17 protein-coding genes are annotated in these 15,532 nt (G+C 55.7%); 15 read left to right on the plus strand and 2 right to left on the minus strand.

The genetic code is table 11. The features are described from left to right. The first annotated feature begins 12 nt into the window (after positions 1-12). The 9 genes from plsY (at position 13) to FE784_RS05645 (ending at position 5,887) form a co-directional block, all read left to right on the plus strand. On the plus strand, positions 13-645 hold the full coding sequence (plsY, locus tag FE784_RS05605; protein ID WP_139601144.1) for a glycerol-3-phosphate 1-O-acyltransferase PlsY: 633 nt from the start codon (positions 13-15) through the stop codon (positions 643-645). Beyond that, on the plus strand, positions 642-1,688 hold the full coding sequence (locus FE784_RS05610; protein ID WP_139601145.1) for an NAD(P)H-dependent glycerol-3-phosphate dehydrogenase: 1,047 nt from the start codon (positions 642-644) through the stop codon (positions 1,686-1,688). Before plsY ends, FE784_RS05610 begins: the two co-directional genes overlap by 4 nt. 72 nt (positions 1,689-1,760) lie before the next feature. Further along, positions 1,761-2,039, plus strand: coding sequence for a stage VI sporulation protein F (locus FE784_RS05615; protein ID WP_139601146.1), 279 nt, complete (start codon positions 1,761-1,763; stop codon positions 2,037-2,039). A gap of 188 nt (positions 2,040-2,227) precedes the next feature. Continuing rightward, positions 2,228-3,445 carry a fibronectin type III domain-containing protein gene (locus tag FE784_RS05620; protein WP_139601147.1) on the plus strand — a complete coding sequence of 406 codons (1,218 nt, stop codon included), beginning with the start codon at positions 2,228-2,230 and terminating at the stop codon, positions 3,443-3,445. A gap of 153 nt (positions 3,446-3,598) precedes the next feature. Continuing rightward, positions 3,599-3,778 carry a DUF2768 family protein gene (locus tag FE784_RS05625; RefSeq protein ID WP_139601148.1) on the plus strand — a complete coding sequence of 60 codons (180 nt, stop codon included), beginning with the start codon at positions 3,599-3,601 and terminating at the stop codon, positions 3,776-3,778. A gap of 21 nt (positions 3,779-3,799) precedes the next feature. After that, complete coding sequence (locus FE784_RS05630; protein WP_139601149.1) at positions 3,800-4,093, plus strand: 2Fe-2S iron-sulfur cluster-binding protein; 294 nt, start codon at positions 3,800-3,802, stop codon at positions 4,091-4,093. Next, positions 4,056-4,715 carry a nucleotidyltransferase family protein gene (locus FE784_RS05635; RefSeq protein ID WP_139601150.1) on the plus strand — a complete coding sequence of 220 codons (660 nt, stop codon included), beginning with the start codon at positions 4,056-4,058 and terminating at the stop codon, positions 4,713-4,715. Before FE784_RS05630 ends, FE784_RS05635 begins: the two co-directional genes overlap by 38 nt. After that, positions 4,705-5,046, plus strand: a complete 342-nt coding sequence (locus FE784_RS05640; RefSeq protein WP_139601151.1) for a 2Fe-2S iron-sulfur cluster-binding protein — start codon at positions 4,705-4,707, stop codon at positions 5,044-5,046. Before FE784_RS05635 ends, FE784_RS05640 begins: the two co-directional genes overlap by 11 nt. 37 nt (positions 5,047-5,083) lie before the next feature. Further along, complete coding sequence (locus FE784_RS05645; protein ID WP_218103750.1) at positions 5,084-5,887, plus strand: hypothetical protein; 804 nt, start codon at positions 5,084-5,086, stop codon at positions 5,885-5,887. Between the two features lie 8 nt (positions 5,888-5,895). Here FE784_RS05645 and FE784_RS05650 read toward each other — a convergent pair whose 3' ends face one another. Continuing rightward, on the minus strand, positions 5,896-6,807 hold the full coding sequence (locus FE784_RS05650) for an AraC family transcriptional regulator (RefSeq protein WP_139601153.1): 912 nt from the start codon (positions 6,805-6,807) through the stop codon (positions 5,896-5,898). Positions 6,808-7,064: 257 nt separating this feature from the next. Here FE784_RS05650 and FE784_RS05655 point away from each other — a divergent pair, with 257 nt between their 5' ends. The 3 genes from FE784_RS05655 (at position 7,065) to FE784_RS05665 (ending at position 10,617) form a co-directional block, all read left to right on the plus strand. Then, complete coding sequence (locus FE784_RS05655) at positions 7,065-8,381, plus strand: ABC transporter substrate-binding protein (protein WP_139601154.1); 1,317 nt, start codon at positions 7,065-7,067, stop codon at positions 8,379-8,381. 345 nt (positions 8,382-8,726) lie between these two features. Next, on the plus strand, positions 8,727-10,205 hold the full coding sequence (gene spoIVA, locus FE784_RS05660) for a stage IV sporulation protein A (RefSeq protein ID WP_139601155.1): 1,479 nt from the start codon (positions 8,727-8,729) through the stop codon (positions 10,203-10,205). A 136-nt stretch (positions 10,206-10,341) separates the two neighbouring features. Then, positions 10,342-10,617 carry an HU family DNA-binding protein gene (locus FE784_RS05665; protein ID WP_139601156.1) on the plus strand — a complete coding sequence of 92 codons (276 nt, stop codon included), beginning with the start codon at positions 10,342-10,344 and terminating at the stop codon, positions 10,615-10,617. 116 nt (positions 10,618-10,733) lie between these two features. Here FE784_RS05665 and FE784_RS05670 read toward each other — a convergent pair whose 3' ends face one another. Next, positions 10,734-11,969, minus strand: a complete 1,236-nt coding sequence (locus FE784_RS05670; RefSeq protein WP_139601157.1) for an ROK family transcriptional regulator — start codon at positions 11,967-11,969, stop codon at positions 10,734-10,736. A gap of 223 nt (positions 11,970-12,192) precedes the next feature. On the opposite strand from FE784_RS05670, the gene galT reads away from it, so the two are divergent. The 3 genes from galT to galE are packed head-to-tail and all read left to right on the plus strand — an operon-like array spanning position 12,193 to position 15,383. Next, positions 12,193-13,176: a galactose-1-phosphate uridylyltransferase gene (gene galT, locus FE784_RS05675; protein ID WP_139601158.1), complete on the plus strand. Its 984-nt coding sequence runs from the start codon at positions 12,193-12,195 to the stop codon at positions 13,174-13,176. Next, positions 13,173-14,369, plus strand: coding sequence for a galactokinase (locus FE784_RS05680; protein ID WP_139601159.1), 1,197 nt, complete (start codon positions 13,173-13,175; stop codon positions 14,367-14,369). Before galT ends, FE784_RS05680 begins: the two co-directional genes overlap by 4 nt. A gap of 24 nt (positions 14,370-14,393) precedes the next feature. Then, complete coding sequence (galE, locus tag FE784_RS05685) at positions 14,394-15,383, plus strand: UDP-glucose 4-epimerase GalE (RefSeq protein ID WP_139601160.1); 990 nt, start codon at positions 14,394-14,396, stop codon at positions 15,381-15,383. Positions 15,384-15,532: the final 149 nt, after the last annotated feature.

The raw sequence follows: 15,532 nt of genomic DNA on the forward strand, positions 1-15,532 counted from the left end.
GAGAAGTCGCTCGTGCATACGTTCGTTCCGGTATTGCTGGCTTATTTGCTCGGCTCGATCAGCTTCAGTTTTTTGTACGGGAAATGGTTCAAAGGAATCGATATCCGCAAGCACGGCAGCGGCAATGCGGGGGCGACGAACACGCTGCGCGTTATCGGCGTCGGGCCGGCCATAGCGGTGCTGCTGCTCGATGCGGGAAAAGGCGTGGCGGCCGTATGGATCGGCAAGTGGCTGGGCGCCGGAGCGGAAGTCTCCTATATACCGGTGCTGGCCGGACTCGCCGCGATCGCAGGCCACAACTGGCCCGTCTTCTTCGGCTTCAAGGGCGGCAAAGGAATCGCCACGACGATCGGGGTAACCGCGACATTGTGCATCGTGCCGGCCTTAATCGCCGGTGCCGCCGCCATTTTGCTTATCGTGCTGACCCGTTACGTCTCGCTCGGCTCGCTTGTATTTGCCGCACTTATTCCGATACTCGTATGGTTTATGGATTTTCCGAGCGACATTTTCTGGGCGACGCTGCTCATCGGTTTGTTTGCTATCGTTCGTCATAGGACGAATATTGTAAAGCTGGTCAAAGGCAAGGAAAATAAAATCGGTCAAAAGGTGGGCGCGTCGTCCGGCGGGAAGGAGAAAGCGGGATGAGCTTACGCAAAGCGGCTGTCATCACTGCGGGGAGCATGGGAACGGCATTGGCTTCCGTATTGGCGGATAATGATTTCCGGGTGATACTTACGACTCGTACTCAAGAACATGCCGACGAGATTAATCGGGACCGTCAGAACCGGAAATACACCGGAGATTTCCGCCTGACCGAGAACGTAGGCGCTTCGGTATCGATGGAGGAAGCGTTGTCCGGCGCGGACCTTGTCGTGTTCGCGCCCCCCTCTCATGCCATGAGGGAAGTGGCGCGCCAGGCCAAACCTTACTTGTCGCCGACGGCAGCGGTAATCCATGCGACGAAAGGCTTCGAGCCGGAGACGATGAAACGCATGACGACCGTTCTCGCCGAAGAGCTGCCGCAGATCGATCCCGGCAATCTCGTCGTGCTGTCCGGTCCGAGTCACGCGGAGGAGGTCATTCAGCGCTGCCCGACTACGGTAGTGGTAGCTGCGGAACGGCTGGACGCTGCGGAAGAGGCGCAGGACGCGCTTATCAATTCGTATTTCCGGGTGTACACGAATCCGGATGTGACCGGCGTCGAAGTAGGCGGAGCGCTAAAAAACATTATCGCCCTGGGAGCGGGTCTCTCGGACGGGCTAGGCTTCGGCGACAATGCGAAAGCCGCTCTCCTGACTCGCGGATTGGCGGAAATCGCCCGATTGGGCGTGGCTATGGGCGGTCATGCCTTGACGTTCTCGGGGCTTGCCGGCGTCGGCGATCTTGTCGTTACGTGTACGAGCAAGCACAGCCGCAATTGGAGAGCAGGTTACATGCTCGGCCAAGGGAAGCCGCTCGACGAAGTGCTGCGTACGATGGGGATGGTGGTCGAAGGCGTCAAAACGACCAAGACGACTTATACGATGTCGAAGCAGTACGGGGTGTCGATGCCGATCACCGATCAATTGCACGAGGTGCTGTTTGCGGGCAAGGAGCCACAACTGGCGGTAGGCCATTTGATGGGGCGGGTCCGCACCCATGAAATCGAAGAAATCGCCGACGCTTTCGGCGAGAAATGGATACTTTAACAAGGAATACCGCCTACACGTTACGGGTGCCGACCTCATACAATACGGTAAGTCACCGTGAGGAGGTCTGGCATGAGCGGAAAAGAAATATCGAAGGACGTGCTCAATACCGTAAAGAAAAAAGCGGGCAAAAACGTCTCGGAGAAAGACATCTACAAGCTGGCAAGCGGCGTCAAGCCGTCTACCGTACAAAGCGAGAAGCAGCTCCGGCAGCTGATCAAGCAAGTATCGAGCATGGTCAAGGTGCCCGTATCGGAGTCGACTGTCAATGAGATCGTCAGCGCCGTGCAAAAAAGCGGCATGAATCCGAATAATATGGAAGCGCTGATGAAGATGATGATGAAGAAGTAGTTCATCCGTGCAAGCCGGCAAGCTCCTGATTGGGGGCTTGTTTTTTTTCGGTTCCGCAGTCGAATGGATGTCGGACGTTTATGTCCGAATCGTCCGTATCGACAAGTTGTCCCTTTCTTAAGGTGTCTCCTATAATGAGAACGTATGTTCCTTTCGCATACAATTCATTTTATAAGGAGAGAAACTGGATGAGAAAGTCGGTATGTATGATCGCGCTCGTATTAAGCTTGTTGTTCTCGGGGATGTCCGCCTATGCGGATGCGAATCCCGCGCCAGGAATGCTGAGATGGCTTCCGGCCGCACCTCCCTCGGCGCCTTATTTCGCCGCGACGGACGGCAATTGGCAGACGTTCGAAACCTTATCGAACGAATCGGTCGTGTGGAGCTTCGCTCGACCTGTCGATTTGACCGGTTTTATCTTCTATGCGGATTCGCCGGACGCCCAGCTGTACATGATCGATGTGTATGGAATGGTGACGGCGGCGGCAGGAGCGTCGACGACCATCCCGGCCGCGCCGTTCGCGATCGACGTGTCCAAGGTGAAATCGGTAAGATTGACTTCCGGCAACCCTGGCCAGCCAATTCGGGTTTACGAGCTTGACGTATACGGTTCGCTTGCCCCGATCGCACCCTTGGCTCCGGGCGGACTCGGCGCAATCGGATCGGACGGAGCCGTGCAGCTCCATTGGTATCCCGAGCTGTACGCCACCGGCTACCGTGTGAAACGTTCTCCGTACGCCGGCGGCCCTTATTCGGTCGTCCAAACGGTTTACGGAACGCAGTTCCGGGACGAGTCGGTTGTCAACGGAACCCCTTACTATTATACGGTCTCCGCCTTCAACGAGTTCGGAGAAAGCGCCAACTCCGCGCCGGTATGGGCATATCCGTATCAATCGGCTCCGGCCGCGCCCGCCCGCCTGACAGCAGTCCCCGGAGACGGCCAGGTTCTGCTCCAATGGGAGACCGTTACGGGTGCCGTCTATTACAACATCAAGAGAAACGGGCCGAACGGAGGCGGCTACGCCACCGTCGGTCAGAGCGTATACGGCTACTATACGGACGGCTCATTGGCGAACGGGAGTACTTATTCCTATATCGTAACGGCTCTAAACGGTGCCGGAGAGAGTATGCCGAGCGCTGCTGCAGCCGCCGTTCCGATTGCGGCCGTTCCGGACCGCGTGCTTCTGAACATATCGCTTGCCGGCGGAGATGGTAAGGAATACGATTTGTCTGCCGCCGAAGCTGCCGATTTCATTGCTTGGTACGAGAATCGCTCCAACGGAATCGGCACGGGTGCATATCCGTTCATCCAGAGCGGGAACAGGGGGCCGTTCGCCACCAGAACCGATTATATCGTTTTTTCGAGTATCGTTGCCTTCGGAGCGAATGCCTATAAGGCTAAGTGACGGGGAAGGACGATAAGAGCCGCGCGGGATTTCCCCCTGCGGTTCTTTGCCGTTTCGGATCGAAGCGGCATTGTTCGCGAATTCGTCGATTTCACAAAAGGGTAGCGGAATGCTATAATCAGGGGCGATAGAACTAATATATAGGGTGATCGCATGAGCAGTATGGATAAAATGTGGGCCTCCTTCATCGGAATGGGGCTAATGGTATTGGCTTCGTTTATTATTACGTTTGCGAGAATCAAACTGAAGGGCGTCGTACGCGGCATTGTGTCCGTGATCGCCTTCGTCATCTTGCTGGTGTCCGTCGTGTATATGCTGCTATCGATTTTATAACGGAAGACGGAGGGAACGCAGTTGATCGAGTTGATAGGCCGGACCAAGCGAAAAACGACGGAAGCCGCAATAGGACGCACGATACTCGAGCTGGCGTTGAAGGCGGACGTCGATTGGGGATTCAATTGCACGCGCGGGACATGCTCCCGTTGCCGTTGTCTCGTATTGAGCGGAATGGAACACTTGAACGAGCCGACGAAAGCGGAGCTTGTCGGCTTGGACGATGAGGAGCTAGAGCAGGGATATCGGCTTGGGTGCCAAGTGAAGGTGAATAGCGATGGAACGATTGCCGTCCAAAACAAACCTTATTTTTGAACCGTACACGACAAACGTTCCCGAAGCCGTATTGCGGGCATTGCTCGTCATGGGCAATCGGCTGGGGAATTGCGAGCCGACCTGGCTCGTAGGGGGAAGCTGCGGCGTGCTGCTGCAGGGCGTGGAGCTGAATGCCGTTCCGCGCGATCTCGATGTGTACGTGGATGCAGTCCGCGCGGAAACGGTCCACCGGGCGCTTGCGCCATACTCCATAGACGACCAGACCTATAGCGAAACGGGCATGTATGGTTCCTTGCTCAGTCATTATTCGATAGAAGGGGTTCAGGTGGAGCTGGTCGGCAGTTTGCAGGTGCGGTTGGATGAAGGCGAATATGAGGTCCGCGTCCAATCGCTGCTCGCTTCCTTTGCGCAAGCGGGACTTATAAGAGGGGCGACGATCCGGTTTATGCCGCTCGTTCACGAGTTGGTGTTCAATGTGCTCCGCGATCGGCGGGACCGCTATGAGCCTCTCGCCGAAGCGATGAGAGGACACCCGGAACGACATTTGCCCGCACTTGACGAGCTGCTGCGAACGAATCGGATCGGAAAGCGTTATGCCGACCGATTGAACGACTTACTGCATGTATCGTCAGGCCGGAAGGGGTCGGAGGATGAATCCTGAAATCCGATTTTTGCCCGATGACAAAAAAATCCAGATAAAGCCCGGCACGACGTTGCTCGACGCCTCCAAAAAGGCCCGGGTCCACATCCGAACCCGGTGCGACGGGAACGCCGCGTGTCTCATGTGCAAGGTGACGGTGGAAGACGGGACGGGATTGAGCGCCCCGGGAGACAACGAGAAGAGGAAGCTGGGCGAGCTGATCGGACGCGGCTATCGGTTGGCTTGCCAGGCGAAAGCGCTGCGCAGCTGTACGGTCCATGTGCCGGAGGATCCGTTGAAGGCGGCGGTACGCGCCCAATTGGCCAAGCAGCGGGAAGAAGAGCAATGGTAATCCGAGTCGCAATAGGTTTGAAAGGGGAGAAACGATGTTGGCGCTGGCAAGATGCCGTGAAGCGTTAGTTCGATATGGATCCGAAGCATCCCGCATATTCCGCAAAGGCGAGCGGCGGCTGGCCGGAAGGGTAGCGGGCATCGTCGCTTTGGCCGCGCTGCTTCCCGTTTTATCCGGTTGCATGTATCCGAAGGAGATGCGCAAAGAAAATCAGGTCACCGCAACGGAGAGCATCCTTGTCGTGCAAAATGCGGTGGATCGGTACAAAGAAAAGAACGGCATCCTGCCGATCAAAAATTCGGAGATGAGCACGCCGATCTACGAGAAGTACGTGCTTGATATGAAAAAGCTGACCCACGGCCCGTATTTGGGACAGGTGCCGGGCACTGCCTTCGAGATGGGCGGCTCTAATTTGTTCGTGCTGGTCAACCCGGACGTCAAGCCGGAGGTGAAGCTGCTCGACTTGACCGGTTACCAGAAGACGGGAGATATCCAGAAATGGGTAGACGAGTACGCCAAAGCGAATAACGGCGCAATCCCGAAAGGGAATCCTGCGGGACAAGACGTGTTCAGGCTCGATTTTGACAAGCTCGGCAAAAAGGCGGCACAGACGGAAAGTATGTATTCCAGGACGTATTTAAGCTATTTGGTCAGCGCGGACGGAACGGTAGCCATCGACTATGCGCCCGAAATCATGCAGGCGATGCAGCGGAAGGGGATGAAAACAGCCGATGCCTCGACCGATCTCAGGACGCTGCTTGTGGCCGAATCCCCGTACGTTCCCGCGAAGTCTTTTCCTTATTATTGGTTGGACAACGAGCCCAAGCCGTCCGCTCGTTGAGACGCGTCTCAGCACGGCGTCCCGGAATGCGACTGCAGGCGAAACTCGCTCGGCGTTTGATTGGTCACGCTTCTGAACGTACGGCTGAAATGAGAGGACGAAGCGAATCCCAAGGCGTACGCGATATCGGTCAGGGACGTGTCGTCGCCGGCCAGCAGCAGCCGCTTGCTTTCTTGTATGCGCTGCAGCAGTACGTACTGATAATACGCTACGCCTTTTTCCCGTTTGAACGTCCGAGTCAAATGCTCGGGGCTGACGTGAAACACCGGAGCCACGTTATTCAAGGACAGATCCTCGTATAAATGCGCCTCGATATAGCTGCAGCACCGATCGGCCAATTCCCGGGTAGCGTATCGCGGCACCGCGCGGGTGCATGCGACTGCTTGCTCCTCCACCATTCTCTCCACGATTACCGTCAAGCTCAGCAATTGGGCGAGCAGCATTTGCTGCCAGCCCTTTTTTTGCTCCTTCCGCTCCTTGTGCATAAGGAGCGCGATTTGTTTGATTGCGGAAAACTTGTTCATTTGCAGCTGAAATTGGCGGCAGCAATCGTTATCGAACCAATGCAGCGTGGACGGAAGACCGGGATATGGCGATGCTCCTTGCCGCAGCGTCGCATCGTCGACGCAAATAACGGCTCTTCTGTAGGCAGCGTTGTCGTCGACAAATACTTGATGAGGTACACAGCCGGGGAAGACGAGCAATTGTCCGGGAGCCGTCCGGTAGATGCGGTCCCCGATCACGTAGGTTGCCGTTCCGGTCAAACTGAGATTGAATTCGATCCCCGGCTGCACGTGCAGCTTGTATCGGTGGGCTCTAATAGACTCTTTGCGCAGATAGACGGGAAACTCGCTAAAATGCCGCTCCACGATCCGGTTCGCTACCGGCACATGATTGATCAGGTTCAAATCCACGCTCATCGATTAAGCCCCTTTCCATGCGAATGGCGTTTGTTAAGCATTATAGATTACGTTTGCGAAAATAGGCAAATATGGAAAGACGGTCGCGATCCGGAGAATGCTGCGAATATCGCCGGAACGGTCGGCCGCATCCGGTCGTTCGGGGACATCAAAAATTTTCTCCAATAAGTGATCAAAAATAGGAAAGATTCTCCTGGGCGAAGACGGTACAATGAAAGCGCGAACATTGTGCACGTCCAACCGAAGGGGGAACGACATTGAACGGAATCAGAAATAAAAAAGCAAACAAGCTGTGGCCCATTATCCCGGCTGCTCTGGCAGTCGCGATGTTATCCGCTTGCGGCGGCAAGGCGGGAAGCGCCGTACAGGGGGAGGTCGGCGATATTCCGGCGAAGGCCGCGAAGGAGCCCGTCACGCTTACTTTTTTGTACAACGGATATTCCAAAGAGCTCGTCGAAGAACAGAAAAGCAAGGTAGAGAATAAGTTTCCGCATATCAAATTGAATGTAATGCTGGAAGCGGGAAAAGGCACGACGATGGAAGACGTTATCGGAGCCGGGACGAATCTTGACGCGGTGGCCCGCTCGGCTGGCGGCGTGTTCGCGGCGATGAAGTGGCAGGTTATGACCGATTTGACGCCGTACATCCAGAAGCACAAGTTCGATCTGAACCGGTTTGCGCCGGGCGTTCTGGAGGCGGTCCGCTCGTATTCGGCCAAAGGCGAAATGCTGTTCATGCCCTATGAATTGAACAATACGACGTTGATCTACAACAAAACGATCTTCGACAAGTTCGGCGTCCCTTATCCGACGGACGGCATGACCTGGAACGAGATCTACGATTTGGCGAGCAAGGTGACGAGAGAGGACGGCGGTGTCAACTACAAAGGAATCAAGCTGAATGCGCTCAATCTCGTATACCGGAACCAGCTGGGATTGCCCTTCGTCGATCCGAAAACGTTCGAGCCGACCGTCAACAATGAGTCTTGGAAAAAATGGCTGGAAACGATGACCCGTCTGTATACGATACCGGGCAATCAGCCGGCCAGCGACGATACGGCCAATTTCTTCAGCAAGCAAACATTGGCCATGATGGCCGGCCCGAGTCCGCTCGACCAGCTGCCGGCCGCCGTGCAGAAAGGTTTGGACTGGGACGTCGTTTCTCTGCCTCATTTCGAAGGAATGAAGGACAAAGGCTCGCAGATGAACGCTCCGTTCTATGCGATGGTTCCGACGAGCAAATATAAGGATGAGGTGTTCGAGGTGCTCGCCTATTTGGTATCCGACGAGATTCAGTCCTGGAACTCCCGGATGGGACACGTCTCGGTTCTGCGCAACGAGCAGATTATGGCGGAATTCGGCCAAGGGCTCGATATTTTGAAAGGAAAGAATATGAAAGCGTTCGTATCCGAGAAAATCGCCGGTCCGGTACCGGCAACCGCCTTTGACGGAATTGCCCGTTCCCGGTTCAGTCAGATCGTTGACAAGCTCGCTAACGGGCCAGACGATGTGAATACCGCTCTGCGCAAGGCGGAAGAAGATATCAAGAAGCAGATTGCCGACGAGAAAAAATAAAACCGGGACGGAGAAGCCTCTTTTCGCGAAGGGGCTTTTCTCGTTTTCTTTACCGACATTCCCGCGATGTCCCGAATATGTGAGCTGCTCTCGACATACAGTGATAAAGGGGTGTGGTATTCCCGCTGAAGGGGTTGGTAGATCGATAGATTCCGAAGCGAGCAAGCGAACCAAAACTTTTAAAATGAAACAATCATAATCGTCAAACCTAGTACATATAGTTTTAGTAGTTAAAAAACATGTACGAGTATCGTCGCACTGCGAGGTAAGTCTACGGCCGGCAGCCGTCAACAATCCGATTGCGACATCTGCTTCGTTCATTATCCTGCCTAGGAGGGGATCTCATTGGAGAAAGTGGATATCTTTAAGGACATCGCAGAACGCACAGGGGGGGACATCTACCTTGGTGTCGTAGGGGCGGTCCGGACGGGGAAATCTACGTTTATTAAACGGTTCATGGAAACGCTGGTGCTTCCGAACATCCAGAACGAAGCCGAACGGATCCGGGCGACCGACGAACTGCCGCAAAGCGCGGCAGGGCGGACGATTATGACGACCGAACCGAAGTTTGTACCAAACAATGCCGTCAGGCTGAATGTCGCCGAAGGGCTGAACGTCAACATCCGCGTCGTGGACTGCGTAGGCTACGCCGTTCAAGGAGCAAAAGGCTACGAGGACGAGAACGGCCCTCGCATGATTACGACGCCATGGTTCGAAGAGCCGATTCCTTTCCAGGAAGCGGCGGAAATCGGCACGCGCAAAGTGATTCAAGAGCATTCGACCCTCGGGGTCGTCGTCACGACCGACGGTTCTATCGCGGAAATTCCGCGTTCCTCTTACGTGGAGGCGGAAGAGCGGGTCATCAACGAGCTGAAGGAAGTCGGCAAGCCGTTCATATTGATCGTAAACTCGATCAAGCCTTCCAGCCCGGAGACGATCGAGCTCCGCAACGAGCTGGCTGCCAAATACGACATTCCCGTCATGGCGACGAGCGTTGCCACGATGACGGAAGACGATATTTTGCAAGTGATGCGCGAGGTGCTCTACGAGTTCCCCGTACACGAAGTAAACGTAAACTTGCCGAGCTGGGTTATGGTTCTGGGCGAAAACCACTGGCTTCGTTCGCACTTTGAAAATTCCGTCCGCAACACGGTCAAGGACATTCGCCGTCTGCGCGACGTGGACCGCGTTGTCAGCCAGTTCGACGAGTACGATTTTATCGATCGCGCCGCACTCGCCGGCATGGACATGGGGCAAGGCGTGGCCGAGATCGATTTGTACGCGCCGGACGAATTGTACGATAAAATATTGATGGAAGTCGTCGGCGTCGAAATTCGCGGCAAAGACCATCTGCTTCAGCTTATGCAGGAATTCACGCATGCGAAGCGGGAGTACGACCGGTTTGCCGAAGCGCTGGAGATGGTGAAGACGACCGGCTACGGCATAGCGCCGCCGAGTCTGGAGGATATGTCGCTCGACGAGCCGGAGCTGATCCGCCAAGGCTCGCGCTTCGGAGTGAGACTGAAGGCGACGGCGCCGTCGATCCATATGATCAGGGTCGACGTAGAGTCCGAATTCGCCCCGATTATCGGCACCGAGAAGCAGAGCGAGGAGCTTGTCCGCTATTTGATGCAGGACTTCGAGGAAAATCCGCTTAAAATTTGGGATTCCGACATTTTCGGACGCTCGCTGAACTCCATCGTAAGGGAAGGCATACAGGGCAAATTGGCGATGATGCCGGACAATGCGCGCTACAAGCTGCAGGAAACGCTTGGCAGAATTATTAACGAAGGCTCGGGCGGCCTGATTGCCATCATATTGTAACCGGGGCTTTCGCGATGCGGCCTTTCTCCATAACGGAGAAGGGCCGCATGTTTTTTTGCCGCGGGCACGTATATTTTGGCGCGAAACGGTGAACACAGAGAATAACGGCAAAAGCTCGTGGGGGGAGGTGAATGGCATGAATAAATCGGAGTTGATCGCCAAAGTGGCCGAGACGACCGACTTGTCCAAGAAGGACATTACGAAAGCGGTGGACGCCGTTTTCGAAGCGATTACGGAGGCACTGCAAAGCGGGGATAAGGTGCAACTCGTAGGATTCGGGAACTTTGAAGTTCGTGAACGTTCCGCTCGCAAAGGACGCAATCCGCAGACGGGCGAGGAAATCGACATCCCGGCCAGCAAAGTGCCGGCCTTTAAGCCAGGCAAGCAGTTGCGCGACGTATGCGCGCAATGATTTGCAATAACGGGCAATAGCTAGCGCAATCCGAACTATCTCCAGCAATTCCGAGTGCCTGTCCTTACACGTCAGGCACTTTTTCACGTTGTCCGGGCGATGGCGGCCAGACCGGATTACCGGGCGACCTGCTCCTTAGGCAAATGCGGCTCGGCAAACAATCGGCTCAAGACGATCGTCACGGCGCCTATGGCCGTCGCGCGGTGCCCGAGCGTGGACGTCTCGATCGTCAGATGAAGCACGGAGGACTCGAGAGCCCGCTCCTTCACCGTTTCCTCCAAAGGCTCGGTCAATAACGGTCCGGCAAGTGCCACGCCGCCCCCCAAAATGATTTTTTGCGGATTAATCGTATGAATCATGTTCGTCAGGCTAATGCCTAGCAACCGGCCGGCTTTGCGGAACGCTTCCACGGCAAGCTCGTCACCGGCCATTGCCGCTTCGTACACATGCTCGCCCGTAATTGACTGCAAGCTGCCGGCAGCCGATGGCTGGAGCTTGCTGCGCCGTCCAAGAGCGATCTCGTTTTGCACGGTTTCGGCGATGGCGGGACCGGATACGAGCGTCTGCAGACAGCCATAATTGCCGCAGGAGCATCGCGGACCGTTCAAATCGACGGTCGTGTGGCCGATCTCGCCGGCGGAGTAGCTGCTACCGTGAAATATTTGCCGGTTCAGAATAATGCCGGCGCCTACGCCGACCCCGATATTGACGCAAATAAAATGATCGATTTCTTGTCCGCCTCCGAACCACTGCTCTCCCAGCGCCATTGCTACTACGTCGTTTTCCACATAAACGGGAAGGCCAAACGCTTCTTCGAGCGATTGACGGATAGGGACGTTCCTCAGCCGCAGATTCGGCGCGAAGACGGATACTCCTTCCCGCGGATCGACCAAGCCGTGCATCCCGATCCCGATCCCGATCACCGGACGTTCCGATCCGGCCGCCCCCATCAGATCGTCGATGGAAGCTTTCAGCTCCGCCAGAAACGTTTCCGCGTCCGGACACGGCGGCATGCTTCTGCGGTTTTCGCGAATGACGCCGGCATCGAGATCGGTCAGTATCGATTTGATCGCATTGACGCCCACGTCAACGCCGATGATCGAGAACGACCGCGAGTTCAGCCTCAGCAAAATCGGTTTGCGGCCGCCGCTCGAGGCGCCGACCTCGCTCTCCATAATAAACTTCTCTTCCAGCAGCTCGTTTACGATATTCGTTACCGTCGGCGGCGTCAGGGCAATCCGCTTCGCGATATCCGCGCGCGAGATCGGTCCTTCATTCCGGATCGTCGTCAGGACGAGCGAACGGTTCAAAGATTTCATCAACTGAAAGCTGCCGATTAACGGCTTCGTCATTCCGATCCCGCCTCGTCTGTTCATATTATATATCTTAATTAGAATAACTAATAAAGTCGCATTGCGCAATCGAGAGGCGGAAAGGCCGATAAGATCGACAACAAGTCATGTTTGATAAAATGTTGTTGAAATTCGGAGGGAGTGCGGGTACTATTAGAATATGCAAACTTTATTAAATTAATTAATAAAGTAAGTTCGCCCCCACGGGCCAGGAGGATGCCAAATGGCTGAATTACGATTTAACCCGCTGCTGCGCGACTGGATCATGGTCGCTTCGAACCGGCAAAACCGGCCGCATATGCCGAAAGGCTATTGCCCGTTTTGTCCGGGCTCCGGCAAAGTGCCGGATCACTACGACGTGCATGTGTACGAGAACGACTTTCCCGCTCTCAGCCCGAATCCTCCGGAGCCCGATCCGGTGGAGACGACGCTTTACAAAGCCGCGAAATCGTACGGAAAGTGCGAGGTCGTCCTCTACTCGCCGGACCATACGAGAACGCTGCCCGAGCTGCCTGTCGAGCATATCGGCAAGCTGATCGACGTATGGACGGAACGGTTCGTCGAGCTGTCGAAAGATCCCCGCCACCAGTACGTGATGATTTTCGAGAACCGCGGGGAAGAATGCGGGGTGACGATGCCGCATCCGCACGGGCAAATTTACGCTTACTCGCACATGCCGCTCAAGCTGAAAACCGAGCTGGAGAGCTGCCGCATTCACCATGAGGAGAACGGAAGCTGCCTGCTCTGCGACATGAATAAAAACGAAGCGGAATTCCGGCAAAGGATCGTTATCGAGAACGAGCATTTTTTGTGCTATCTTCCGTACTTTACCGATTATCCTTACGGGGTATTTATCGTCAGCAAGCGGCATATGACGGCATTGCCCGATTTTACGGCCGATGAGAAAAGATCCTTGGCCGAGATGCTGAAGGACACGACCGGCACTATGGATCAATTGTTCGACAAGCTGTTTCCGTATATGATGGTGCTTCATCAAAGACCGGTCAACGGCGACGACGTCGAGCCGTACTATCATTTTCATATCGAGTTTTATCCGCCGCTTCGCGACAAAGATAAAATCAAATGGTACGCCTCGTCGGAAATGGGCGCATGGGCTGCGGCGAACCCGATGGCCGTCGAAGAAACGGCCCCCAGGATGAGAGAAGCGTACGAGCGCTATTTGCGAAAGGAAGGGAGATTGGGATGACTTTGACCACAATCGATATACGGGAGCTCCGCCGTTCATTCGCCGAACGGTTCGGGGATGCCGACGGAGTCCGGTGCTTCTTCGCCCCGGGGAGAGTCAATCTGATCGGCGAGCATACGGATTACAACGGCGGATATGTATTCCCTGCCGCGCTGACGTTCGGGACCTATGCTCTGGTAAAGCCGCGCAATGACGGCGTCTACCGGTTCCGGTCGCTGCAATTTGCCGCCGAGGCGGATGTTGCGGTATCCGATGTAACTTACCGTAAAGAGGACGATTGGGCCAACTATCCGAAGGGCGTGCTGGCCGAATTGCTGAAGCTGGAAGACGGAGCGTACGCGCCCAAAATGAATGGGGCGGATCTGCTGTACTTCGGCGATGTGCCGAACGGCGCAGGCTTGTCGTCTTCCGCTTCGATCGAGCTGGCAACCGCGCTGGCGCTCTCCAGCTTGGCGCAAATCGACGTGCCGATGCTGGAGCTGGTAAAGCTGTCCCAGCGTGCGGAAAACCGCTTCGTCGGCGTCAACTGCGGCATAATGGACCAATTCGCGGTCGGAATGGGCAAGCGGGATCATGCGGTCATGCTCAAATGCGATACGCTCGACTATCAGTACGTGCCGTTCCGCATCGACGGCTGCAAGCTCGTCATCACCAACACGAACAAACGCAGAGGATTGGCCGACTCCAAATACAATGAACGTAGACAGCAATGCGAGGATGGGTTAAAGTGGTTAAAGGAAAAACTGCCCGGCTTGGGCAGCCTCGGCGAGCTGTCGCTCGGGCAGTGGGAGCAGCTCAAGAGCGCGATTCCGGATCCTCTCATCCGCAGCCGCGCAGAGCATGTCGTCACGGAGGACGATCGCGTGCTGAAGGCGAGAGCCAGTCTGGAGCAGGGAGATCTCGTCACGTTCGGCAAGCTGATGAACGCTTCCCACGAATCGCTTCGCGACCTTTACGAAGTGACGGGGTTCGAGCTGGACACGCTGTATGAGGAAGCGAGCGCGGTAGAAGGCTGCGTGGGAACGCGGATGACCGGGGCCGGATTCGGCGGCTGCAACGTCAGCATCGTACGCAACGAGGCGGTAGACGAGTTCCAACGCGCCGTTGCCGAGCGCTATACGGCCAAAACCGGACTCGTGCCGTCGTTCTATGTTTGCGAGATCGGGGACGGGGCCAAGGAGCTGGAAGTTTAATCGGGAGTCAGGAGGAGCTTAAGCATGGCCATTCTCGTAACCGGAGGCGCCGGATATATCGGCAGTCATACGGTAGTTGAATTGCTGTCCCACGGCGAACAGGTTGTCGTCGTAGACAATTTGCGCACGGGACACCGTTCGGCCGTATCATCGGCCGCGCGTTTCTATGAAGGCGATATTCGCGATGCCGCTTTTTTGAAAAAGGTATTCGGCGAAAACGAAATCGAAGCGGTCATTCACTTCGCCGCGAGCTCGTTGGTCGGCGAAAGCGTACAGCAGCCGCTGGCCTATTACGACAACAATTTGTTCGGAACATATTCGCTATCCAGCGCGATGGTGGAGCACGGAGTGCACAAAATCGTATTCTCGTCGACGGCGGCTACATACGGGGAGCCGGAACGGGTGCCGATCGAAGAGACGGCCCCGACCCATCCGGAAAGTCCTTACGGGGAAACGAAGCTGGCGATGGAGAACATGTTCCGCTGGTGCGACCGGGCTTACGGACTGAAGTTCGTTTCCCTCCGATATTTCAACGCTTGCGGCGCCCATCCGGACGGCCTGATCGGCGAAGATCATAAGCCGGAGAGCCATCTGATTCCGATTATTTTGCAAGTACCGCTCGGTCAGCGCGAAGCGATCGGCATTTACGGCGACGATTATCCGACCGAGGACGGAACGTGTATCCGGGATTACGTTCATGTAATGGATTTGGCCAATGCCCATTGGCTTGCCCTGCAGCATTTGCGCGCCGGCCATTCGAGCAACGTATTCAACCTCGGCAGCGGTACCGGCTTCTCCGTCAAGCAGGTGATCGAGCTCGCCCGAAGCGTAACGGAGCATCCGATTCCGGCCAACGTCTCGCCGCGCCGCGCGGGAGATCCTGCCGTATTGATCGCATCCTCCGACAAAGCCAGGTCCGTGCTCGGCTGGCAGCCGAAGTACGACGATTTGGGAACGATCATCCGTACCGCGTGGAACTGGCATCAGGCGCATCCGGACGGGTATTCGGACTGATTCGGGTTTGGTACGCGGCACGCCGTCATTGGAGTTACACTGCACGGACGGTTCACCGCAGAACAATTAGGTCCGCTAATCCTGAGGAGTGGGGGATATCCGGAATCCCGGTTGCAACATCCCCCACTATGTGGTAATATATTTTTGCC

It is taken from the genome of Paenibacillus hemerocallicola, assembly GCF_006265175.1.
GTDB classification, from domain to species: Bacteria; Bacillota; Bacilli; order Paenibacillales; family NBRC-103111; genus Paenibacillus_AB; species Paenibacillus_AB hemerocallicola.

What these genes read in the sequence shown, in the direction of transcription:
- FE784_RS05610 (WP_139601145.1), top strand. Translation starts at nt 642, where the DNA reads ATGAGCTTACGCAAAGCGGCTGTCATCACTGCGGGGAGCATGGGAACG.
- FE784_RS05615 (WP_139601146.1), top strand. Translation starts at nt 1,761, where the DNA reads ATGAGCGGAAAAGAAATATCGAAGGACGTGCTCAATACCGTAAAGAAA.
- FE784_RS05620 (WP_139601147.1), top strand. Translation starts at nt 2,228, where the DNA reads ATGAGAAAGTCGGTATGTATGATCGCGCTCGTATTAAGCTTGTTGTTC.
- FE784_RS05625 (WP_139601148.1), top strand. Translation starts at nt 3,599, where the DNA reads ATGAGCAGTATGGATAAAATGTGGGCCTCCTTCATCGGAATGGGGCTA.
- FE784_RS05635 (WP_139601150.1), top strand. Translation starts at nt 4,056, where the DNA reads ATGGAACGATTGCCGTCCAAAACAAACCTTATTTTTGAACCGTACACG.
- FE784_RS05640 (WP_139601151.1), top strand. Translation starts at nt 4,705, where the DNA reads ATGAATCCTGAAATCCGATTTTTGCCCGATGACAAAAAAATCCAGATA.
- FE784_RS05650 (WP_139601153.1), bottom strand. Translation starts at nt 6,807, where the DNA reads ATGAGCGTGGATTTGAACCTGATCAATCATGTGCCGGTAGCGAACCGG.
- FE784_RS05665 (WP_139601156.1), top strand. Translation starts at nt 10,342, where the DNA reads ATGAATAAATCGGAGTTGATCGCCAAAGTGGCCGAGACGACCGACTTG.
- FE784_RS05670 (WP_139601157.1), bottom strand. Translation starts at nt 11,969, where the DNA reads ATGACGAAGCCGTTAATCGGCAGCTTTCAGTTGATGAAATCTTTGAAC.
- galT (WP_139601158.1), top strand. Translation starts at nt 12,193, where the DNA reads ATGGCTGAATTACGATTTAACCCGCTGCTGCGCGACTGGATCATGGTC.
- FE784_RS05680 (WP_139601159.1), top strand. Translation starts at nt 13,173, where the DNA reads ATGACTTTGACCACAATCGATATACGGGAGCTCCGCCGTTCATTCGCC.
- galE (WP_139601160.1), top strand. Translation starts at nt 14,394, where the DNA reads ATGGCCATTCTCGTAACCGGAGGCGCCGGATATATCGGCAGTCATACG.